The 8902-nt window shown below is 72.5% G+C and carries 6 protein-coding genes and 1 pseudogene; 6 read left to right on the plus strand and 1 reads right to left on the minus strand.

Annotation, left to right across the window (positions count from 1 at the left end):
• From CCS38_RS34845 to CCS38_RS34860, 4 genes and pseudogenes are all read left to right on the plus strand, one after another.
• Positions 1-423 (plus strand): annotated as a pseudogene (locus CCS38_RS34845) (hypothetical protein); the annotation flags it as partial.
• Positions 420-3242, plus strand: a complete 2823-nt coding sequence (locus CCS38_RS34850) for a stealth family protein (RefSeq protein WP_223737626.1) — start codon at positions 420-422, stop codon at positions 3240-3242. The pseudogene CCS38_RS34845 and the gene CCS38_RS34850, both read left to right, overlap by 4 nt.
• Positions 3243-3267: 25 nt before the next feature.
• A complete protein-coding gene (galE, locus tag CCS38_RS34855; protein ID WP_223737627.1) occupies positions 3268-4260 on the plus strand; it encodes a UDP-glucose 4-epimerase GalE in 993 nt (330 codons plus the stop codon).
• Between the two features lie 135 nt (positions 4261-4395).
• Positions 4396-6732, plus strand: a complete 2337-nt coding sequence (locus CCS38_RS34860) for a bifunctional glycosyltransferase/CDP-glycerol:glycerophosphate glycerophosphotransferase (protein WP_223737628.1) — start codon at positions 4396-4398, stop codon at positions 6730-6732.
• An 84-nt stretch (positions 6733-6816) separates the two neighbouring features.
• Here CCS38_RS34860 and CCS38_RS34865 read toward each other — a convergent pair whose 3' ends face one another.
• Complete coding sequence (locus tag CCS38_RS34865; RefSeq protein WP_223737629.1) at positions 6817-7494, minus strand: TetR/AcrR family transcriptional regulator; 678 nt, start codon at positions 7492-7494, stop codon at positions 6817-6819.
• A 158-nt stretch (positions 7495-7652) separates the two neighbouring features.
• On the opposite strand from CCS38_RS34865, the gene CCS38_RS34870 reads away from it, so the two are divergent.
• Positions 7653-8564, plus strand: coding sequence for an ABC transporter permease (locus CCS38_RS34870; RefSeq protein WP_223737630.1), 912 nt, complete (start codon positions 7653-7655; stop codon positions 8562-8564).
• On the plus strand, positions 8557-8902 hold a 346-nt coding region (locus CCS38_RS34875), incomplete at its 3' end, for an ATP-binding cassette domain-containing protein (RefSeq protein ID WP_223737631.1). The genes CCS38_RS34870 and CCS38_RS34875, both read left to right, overlap by 8 nt.

Below are 8902 nucleotides of genomic sequence, written 5' to 3' on the forward strand. Positions count from 1 at the left end.
CGCTGGGACCGCGTCACCGTGCAGGTCCGGCTGGTCGGCCCGCTGCCCCGGCACGCCGTCTGGACGGCCGAGGCGGTCCGGCAGGGCGCCGGCGGAGCCGTGCTGCCGATGCCGCTGGAGCAGCGCGCGGGCCACCTCACGGCCGACCTGCCGCTGCCCGCGATGGCCGCCGACGGACACGTCCAGCACACCTGGGAGGTGCGGCTGCGGTCCGGGCGGACCCGGCTGAAGGTCGGCCGCCGGCTGACCGACGTACGCCGTCCGAAGCAGGTCTTCCGTACGCCCTACCGCTCCATAGCGCTCGCGGACGGCCGGCTGCTGCGGGTGCACGCCCACTTCTCCGCCGCCGGGACCCTCGCCGTCAGCTGCGCCGCGTACGCGCCCCCCGCCCGCGCCCACGAGACCTCGGAGGACCGGCCATGAGGATCACGTTCCTGCTCACCCTCGGCGACGAGATGGGCGGCACGGAAATGGCCGCGTACACCCAGGCGGCCCACCTCGCGGCGCGCCACGACGTCGAGGTGCTGAGCGTCTTCCGCACCCACGCCGAGCCGTTCTTCCCCGCCGCCCGGGACGTCCGGCGCCGCTACCTGGTCGACCGGACCGGGCCGTACGAGCGGCCGGTGCGGGCCAGCGCTCTGGACGAGGCGGCCTGCCGCACGCTGGCCGCCCTCCCCAGTGAGCTGATCAAGCCGGCCTGGGAGCACACCTTCAACCGGCTCTCGGACATCGAGCTGGGCGCCGCCATCGCGGCGCTGGACACCGACGTCCTGGTCACGACGACGCCCGCGCTCATGGCGGCGGCCGCGGAGCTCGTGCAGGGCCGGGTGATCACCGTGCACCAGGAGCACCGCGCCTCCCAGCTCCGCGGGGTCAGCGGCGAGCCGCTGCTGATGTACGCGCCGCGGATCGACGCGCTGGTCTCGCTGACCGAGCGCACCGAGGAGTGGTTCCGCGAGTCCCTCGGCCCGGCGGCGCCCAAGCTCGCCACCATTCCCAACGCGCTGCCCGACGGCTACCGCCCCCGCTCCGACCTGACGGGCCGGCTCGTCGTGGTCGCCGCCCGGCTGACGCCCGAGAAGCAGCTCGACCACGCCGTACGGGCCTTCGCGCAGGCCGCGGAGGACCACCCGGACTGGCGGCTGCGGATTTTCGGTGACGGGCCGCAGGCGGTACGGCTGCGCCAGCTCATCGACGGCCTCGCCCTGCACGACCGGGTGGAACTGCTCGGCCGGACGCCGGACATGGCGGCGGAGTGGGCGAAGGCGAGCCTGTGCCTGCTGCCGTCGCGCAACGAGGCGTTCGGGCTGGTGCTGGTCGAGGCGTTCGCGGCGGGGGTGCCGGCGATCGCGTACGACATCGTCACCGGCCCCGCCGAGATCGTCCGGCACGGCGTGGACGGCCTGCTCGTGCCGCCCGCCGATGTCGACGCGCTGGCGGCGGCGCTCGGTGAACTGATGGGTGATCAGGAGCGGCTGCGGGCGTACGGGAACGCCGCGCGCGCCGGCGTGTACGAGCGCTTCTCCGGCGAGCGCGTCACCGCCGAGTGGGAGCGGCTGTTCGAAAAGCTGGTGGCCCGCCGCGACGGCCCCGACCGGCTCGCGGCCCGCGCCGACCGCACCGCGCTGCGCATCGCGGCCGGCGGCGGCCGGGCGTTCAGCGTGGCGGCCCCGCACGGCGGCCCCCTCGCCGCCTCCGCCGACGCGCAGAAGGCCCGCGAAGTACTGCTCAAGGCCCAGGACCGGTCGGGCCGGCTGGTGCGGTCCGCCGGGCGCCTCGCCGAGCTGCGCGACGACCTCACGGCGCCGCAGGTCGCCGACCGCAACCTGGGGCTGGCCACCGACGCGCTCACGGCACACGGCATCGGCTACGTCCTGCTGCGCGACGACGCGCTCGCGCACCGGGTCGCGGTGGCCGTGGAGGACCGGGAGCGGGCGCTGGCCGCGCTCGCCGAGGAGCTGGCCGGCGAGCCGGTGTACGGCGAGCTGATCTCGCCGCGCGGCCACGCGCCGGGCGCGCTGCTGGCCGAGCGGCTGCGGGAGGCCGGCGAGGTCGCGGGGGTGCGCGTCTTCAAGCCGGTGACCAGCGAGAGCCGCACGCTGCGGTACGGCCCCGGATTCGGCTGCACGGTGGAGTTCTGGGCCGCGGACGAGGAGGACGGCTGGCGGGAGGCCCCGCGCGGCACGACCCTCCTCGGGCCGCGGCTGCCCAGCCTGGAGCCGACCGCCAAGTGGCGGGTCGCCGACCGGGACCACCCCACGCTCGCCGCCTTCACCGACACCCTGATGTGGGACATCGACTTTCCCGTCGACGTCGTCTACACGTGGGTCGACGACGCCGATCCGGCCTGGCGGGAGCGGCGGGACGCGGCCCTGCGGGCGGCCGGCTTCGCCACGGACGGCGTGGACAGCAGCGACGCGCGCTTCCGCAGCCGCGACGAACTGCGCCACTCGCTCCGCTCGCTGGCGATGTACGCGCCCTGGGTCCGCACCGTCCACCTCGTCACCGACGACCAGGTGCCCGCCTGGCTGGACACCGCGCACCCGGGCCTGAAGGTGGTCGACCACCGGGAGCTGTTCGCCGACCCGTCCCTGCTGCCGACCTTCAACTCGCACGCCATCGAGAGCCAGCTGCACCGCATCGAGGGCCTGTCCGAGCAGTTCCTGTACATCAACGACGATGTGTTCTTCGGCCGCCCGGTGCCGCCCTCGGCGTTCTTCCACAGCAACGGCACCGCGCACTTCTTCCGCTCGCCCACCGCCGTACCGCCCGGCGAGGTCACCCCGGACGACGAGGGCTACTTCGCCGCCGCCAAGAACAACCGGGCACTGCTGAAGCGGGAGTTCGGCCGGGTCGCCACGCACGGCTTCCTGCACGCCCCGCACCCGCTGCGGCGCAGCGTCCTCGCGGAGCTGGCCGACCGCTTCCCCGAGGAGGTGGCGGCGACGGCGGGGAGCCGCTTCCGGGCCCGTACCGATCTGTCCATCGCTTCGTCCCTGCACCACTACTACGGATATCTGACCGGGAAGTCGACGCCAGCGACCATTTCCTGCTCCTTCGCGAACGCCGGCCGCTACGACCACCACACTGTCCTCAGTCGCCTGCTCGCCACCCGCAGCCACAGCGTCTTCTGCATCGGGGACTCCGCCGACGCCGAGGTGCCGGCCGCCGAGCAGGACCGGGTGGTGCGGGCCTTCCTCGGCGCGTACTTCCCCGTACCGTCGCCGTACGAGCGCGGCTGAGCGAGCAGAAGGAGCGAGGATCGAGATGACCTGGCTGATCACTGGTGGTGCGGGCTACATCGGCGCGCATGTGGTGCGCGCGATGACGGGCGCGGGCGAGCGTGCGGTGGTCCTGGACAACCTGTCCACGGGCGTGGCGGAGCGGGTGCCCGAGGACGTGCCGCTCGTCGTCGGGTCGACGCTGGACCGCGGGCTGCTGGACCGCACGATCAGCGAGCACGAGGTCACCGGAGTGGTGCACCTGGCGGCGAAGAAGCAGGTCGCCGAGTCGGTGGAGCTGCCGCTGCTGTACTACCGGGAGAACGTGCAGGGGCTGCGGACGCTGCTGGAGGCGGTGGCGGCGGGCGGCGTCGGCCGCTTCGTCTTCTCCTCCTCCGCCGCGGTCTACGGGATGCCCTCCACCGAGGGCGGGCTGGTCACCGAGGACACGCCCTGCGTGCCGATGAGCCCGTACGGCGAGACGAAGCTGGCGGGCGAGTGGCTGACCCGGGCGGCGGGCCGGGCGCACGGCATCTCCACCGCCTGCCTGCGCTACTTCAACGTCGCGGGCGCCGCCGCCCCGGAGCTCGCGGACACCGGCGTCTTCAACATCGTCCCGATGGTCTTCGAGAAGCTCACCGAGGGCGCGGCGCCACGGATCTTCGGCGCCGACTACGACACCCCGGACGGCACCTGCATCCGGGACTACATCCACGTCGAGGACCTGGCCGACGCGCACCTCGCTGCCGCGCGCAAGCTCGGCGAGCGCGGCCCGGTCCGCGACCTGACGCTCAACATCGGGCGCGGCGAGGGCGTGTCCGTCCGCGAGATGGTCGACCTCATCACGGAGATCACCGGGTACGGGGACCGGGCGGCGGAGGTCACGGCGCGGCGGCCCGGCGACCCGGCGCGGGTGGTCGCGGCCGCCGGCCGGATCGCGGCCGAGCTGGGCTGGAAGGCCCGGCACGACGTGCGCGACATGATCGCTTCGGCCTGGGCCGGCTGGCTGCTGCAGCACCCCGAAGCCCGTCGCGGCTGAACAAAGTCCGTACTTTTCTCACACTGCCGGACAACCATCTCCTCGTCACGCCCGTCTCACAGGTAGCGGACAGCCCTCTCATTCCGGGCAATTCCGCTATCTGTGCCCGGTCCGATACGAGGAGTAGTTACCGCAATGCCCAGCTCCACCGCTGTGCCGCGCTTCAGCATCGTCGTGCCCGTCTTCAAGGTGCAGGGCTACCTCCGCGCCTGCCTGGACTCGGTCCTGGCGCAGACGTACGGCGACTTCGAGGTCGTCGCGGTGGACGACCGCTCGCCCGACGGCTCCGGGGCGATCCTGGACGAGTACGCGGCCCGGGATCCGCGCGTGATCCCGCTGCACCTCGCCGAGAACAAGGGCATCGGCAACGCCCGCAACGAGGGCGTGGCGCACGCCCGCGGCGACTACCTCCTCTTCCTCGACAGCGACGACACCCTGCTGCCCGACGCGCTGGAGTCCATAGCCGGCCGGCTGGCGGAGACCCAGGACCCCGACGTCCTGGTCTACGACTACGCGCGCACCTTCTGGTGGGGCGAGGCCAAGCGCAACCGCGACGCCGAGGTGCTCGCCGCGCCCGGCCCCGAGGTCGGCACCATCGACGACCGCCCCGAACTGCTGCGCCTGTTCACCGTCGTGTGGAACAAGGCGTACCGCCGCGACTTCTACCTCGCCGGCGGTTTCAGCTTCCCCGACGGCTTCTACGAGGACGCGGTCGTCGTCTACGAATCGCTGTTCAGCGCCGAGCGCATCGCGCTGCTGGACCGGGTCTGCGTGCACTACCGGCAGCGCCGCCAGGGCAACGCGCTGCGCACCCCCAGCCGGGAGCACTTCGCCGCCTTCGACCAGTACGAGCGGCTGTTCGCGTTCATCGAGGAGCGGCCGGGGCTGCACCGCTGGCGCGCCTTCCTCTTCGAGCACATGATCGACCACTATCTCTTCATCCTGGCCCGCCCCGACCGCGTGCCCGCCGCGGCCCGCGCCGAGTTCTTCCGCCGCGCCGCCCAGCACTACCGCCGCTACCTGCCCGCGGACTTCGTCCGGCCCAAGGGCGTGATGGGCGTCCAGTACGACGCGCTCGCGCGCGGCTCGTTCCCCGCCTACAGCGCGCTGAAGCTGGCCGCACGAGGCCGCAAGAAGGCGGCCGGGCGGCTGAAGAAGGTCAAGCACACCCTCGGCAAGCAGGCGTACGCGCGCCTCTACCAGCTCCAGCTGCGCCGCCCCCTCGACCCGCACCTCGCCGTCTACGCCGCGTACTGGAACCGCACCCCCGCCTGCAATCCGCTGGCGATCTACGAGAAGGCCAAGGAGCTGGCGCCGCGGGTGCACGGCGTCTGGGTGATCAGGAAGGGCATGGAGGACACCCTCCCCGAGGGCGCCGACCACGTCATCGTGAACTCCCCGCGCTACTGGGAAGTGATGGCCCGCGCCACGTACCTGATCAACAACGTCAACTTCGCCGACGCGATCGTCAAGCGCCCCGGGCAGATCCACCTCCAGACCCACCACGGCACCCCGCTCAAGCGGATGGGCATCGACCAGCAGCAGTACCCGGCCGCCGCCAAGGGCATGAGCATGCGCAAGCTGCTCCAGCGCGCCGACCGCTGGGACTTCAGCGTCTCGTCCAACCAGCACACCACCGAGCAGTGGGAGCGGGTCTACCCCTGCGCCTTCCAATCGCTGGACACCGGCTATCCGCGCAACGACGTGTACTACCGCGCCACCGCGGCCGACATCCTGGACATCCGCGCGCGCCTGGGCATCGCCCCCGGCCGCACCGCCGTCCTGTACGCGCCCACCGTCCGCGACTACCAGACCGGCTACGTGCCCCGGATGGACCTGGAGCGCGTCACCCGCGAGCTGGGCCCCGACGTCGTACTGCTGGTCCGCACGCACTACTTCTACGGCGAGAACCCCCGGCTGGCCGAGCTCCAGGAGCAGGGCGCGCTGATCGACGTTTCGCGCCATCCGTCGGTCGAGGAGCTGTGCCTGGCCGCGGACGCGCTGATCACGGACTACTCGTCGATCATGTTCGACTACGCCAACCTGGACCGGCCGATCATCACGTACGCCGACGACTGGGACGTGTACGTGAAGTCCCGCGGCGTCACCTTCGACCTGCTCTCCGGCGAACCGGGCGACACCCCGGGCATCGTGGCCACCACGGAGGACGAGCTGATCGCCGCCTTCCGCGACGGCTCCTGGGACGGCGAGGAGGCCGCGGCCCGCCGCGCCGCCTTCCGCGCCCGCTTCTGCCAGTGGGACGACGGCCACGCGGCGGAACGCGTCGTCCGCCGCGTGTTCCTGAACCAGGAGGCCACACCGGAGGTCGTACCGCTCGGGGAACGCACGGTGGCGCCGACGCCGGTGGCGGCGGCCGCCAGCACGCCGGTGGCCGTACCGCTGCAGGCGAGCGCGAAGGCCCCCGACGCCTCCGACGAGCCCGCCGCGGAGGACATGGACCTGGCGGGCTGACCGCGCCCCGTAAGGGGCGCGGGGAACTGCGCGACCAGCCACAGGCGGCCCGCAGTCGAAAACCGCGCCCCTGACGAAACGGCGCTACGCGCCCCGCGCACCGAGCGCCGTCGTCACGGCCCCCGCGAGCTCATCGAGGTACCCCTTCGGAAGGCCCCCGCGGAGCACCACCACCCGCCAGTACAGCGGCCCGGTGATCAGGTCGAGCGCCAGCCGGACATCAACGTCCGGCGGCAGCTCGCCCCGCTCCACGGCGCGCGCGACCATCGTGCGCGTCATGGACTCCTGACTGTCGTGCAACGCACTCCGCAGCGCCTCGGCGATCTCCGGACTGCGCGCAGCCTCCGCCAGCAGATCCGGAATGATCTGCGCCGCCATCGGGTGGCGCAGAGCCCGCGCCGCGACCTCCAGCAGCATCCGCACGTCGCCGCGCAGCGACCCCGTGTCCGGCACCGGCATCCCCTCCGCGGCGAGCGCCGTGACCACATCGAGCACCAGATGCAGCTTGGACCGCCAGCGGCGGTACACCGCGGTCTTGCCGACCCCCGCCCGGCGCGCGATGCCCTCGATCGACATCCGCCCGAACCCGACCGCCGCCAGCTCCGCGAAGACCGCGGCGCGGATCGCGGCGGTCTTCTCCTCGCGCAGCACGGCGGCGCCGGCCGGCGCCCGGCGGGGCGACGGCGCGGCCCGGCCCGGCGGCGCAGGCCGTTCCGCCGTCGTCGGGGAGACCGCTTCCGACGGTGCTGGGTCCTTTGCCATGCAAGGGAGCATAGCGTCGCGACGCAACGGTTGCGTTTCGACGTCCCGGCACCCTACTCTCGGGTTGCGACGATACGGAGCCGTCTCGTCGTGAGTTTCTCAGCCTCGCGGGCGCCGCCGGCCCCGCCGCGCCCGCGTCCACGCACGAAAGCGGACTGATGTCTCAGACCCTCACGCGTCCGGCCCCCGCCGCCCCGCCGGACCCCGGCCCGCGCGCCCTCGCCGAGAAGTACGGCCTCACGGTCAGCGGCCGCCGCCCTTCGCTCCCGGAGTACGTCCGGCAGCTGTGGCGGCGGCGCCACTTCATCTCCGCCTTCTCCAGCGCCAAGCTGACCGCCCAGTACAGCCAGGCCAAGCTGGGCCAGCTGTGGCAGGTGGCCACGCCGCTGCTGAACGCGCTGGTCTACTACTTGATCTTCGGCCTGCTGCTGGGGACCCACCGGGGTGTGCCCGACTACATCCCGTTCCTGGTCACCGGCGTCTTCATCTTCACCTTCACGCAGAGCTCGGTGCTGGCGGGGACCCGGGCGATCTCGGGCAATCTCGGCCTGGTGCGGGCGCTGCACTTCCCGCGCGCCTGCCTGCCGATCTCCTTCTGCCTGATGCAGCTGAAGCAGCTGATGTTCTCCATGGGCGTGCTCGTGGTGATCCTGCTGGCGTTCGGGCAGGTCCCGGGCTGGTCCTGGCTGCTGGCGATCCCGGCGCTGTGCGTGCAGTTCGTCTGCAACACCGGCCTCGCGATGATCATGGCGCGGCTCGGCAGCAAGACCCCCGACCTGGCGCAGCTGATGCCGTTCATCCTGCGCACCTGGATGTACGCCTCCGGCGTCATGTACAGCATCAGCGTGGTGACCGCGGGCAAGAACATCCCCGGCTTCGTGCACTTCCTGCTGGACATCAACCCGGCCGCGGTCTACATCGACCTGATCCGCTTCGCACTGATCGACTCGTTCACCGCCGCGCAGCTGCCCCCGCACGTGTGGGCCTGTGCGCTGGGCTGGGCGGTCGTGATGGGCGCGGTGGGCTTTGTGTACTTCTGGAAGGCGGAGGAGCGGTACGGCCGTGGCTGAGCAGCAGAACACCGAACTCGAACAGCCCGCGGTCGAAGCGACCGCCGCCGCCGAGGAACGCATCCCCACCGTCATCGCCGACGATCTGCACATCGTGTACCGGGTCTACGGCTCGGGCGCGGGCCGGGGCAGTGCCACCGCGGCGCTGAACCGGATCATCCGCCGCAAGCCCTCCACGGGCGTGCGGGAGGTGCACGCGGTCAAGGGCGTCTCCTTCACCGCCTACCGGGGCGAGTCGATCGGTTTGATCGGCACCAATGGGTCGGGGAAGTCGACGCTGCTCAAGGCGGTGGCGGGGCTGCTGCCGGCCGAGCGCGGCCATGTCTACACCCACGGCC

It is taken from the genome of Streptomyces purpurogeneiscleroticus, assembly GCF_020024005.1.
Lineage (GTDB): Bacteria > Actinomycetota > Actinomycetes > Streptomycetales > Streptomycetaceae > Streptomyces > Streptomyces purpurogeneiscleroticus.

Coding starts and splice junctions, on each gene's coding strand:
- CCS38_RS34850 (WP_223737626.1), top strand. CDS start 420: ATGAGGATCACGTTCCTGCTCACCCTCGGCGACGAGATGGGCGGCACG.
- galE (WP_223737627.1), top strand. CDS start 3,268: ATGACCTGGCTGATCACTGGTGGTGCGGGCTACATCGGCGCGCATGTG.
- CCS38_RS34860 (WP_223737628.1), top strand. CDS start 4,396: ATGCCCAGCTCCACCGCTGTGCCGCGCTTCAGCATCGTCGTGCCCGTC.
- CCS38_RS34865 (WP_223737629.1), bottom strand. CDS start 7,494: ATGGCAAAGGACCCAGCACCGTCGGAAGCGGTCTCCCCGACGACGGCG.
- CCS38_RS34870 (WP_223737630.1), top strand. CDS start 7,653: ATGTCTCAGACCCTCACGCGTCCGGCCCCCGCCGCCCCGCCGGACCCC.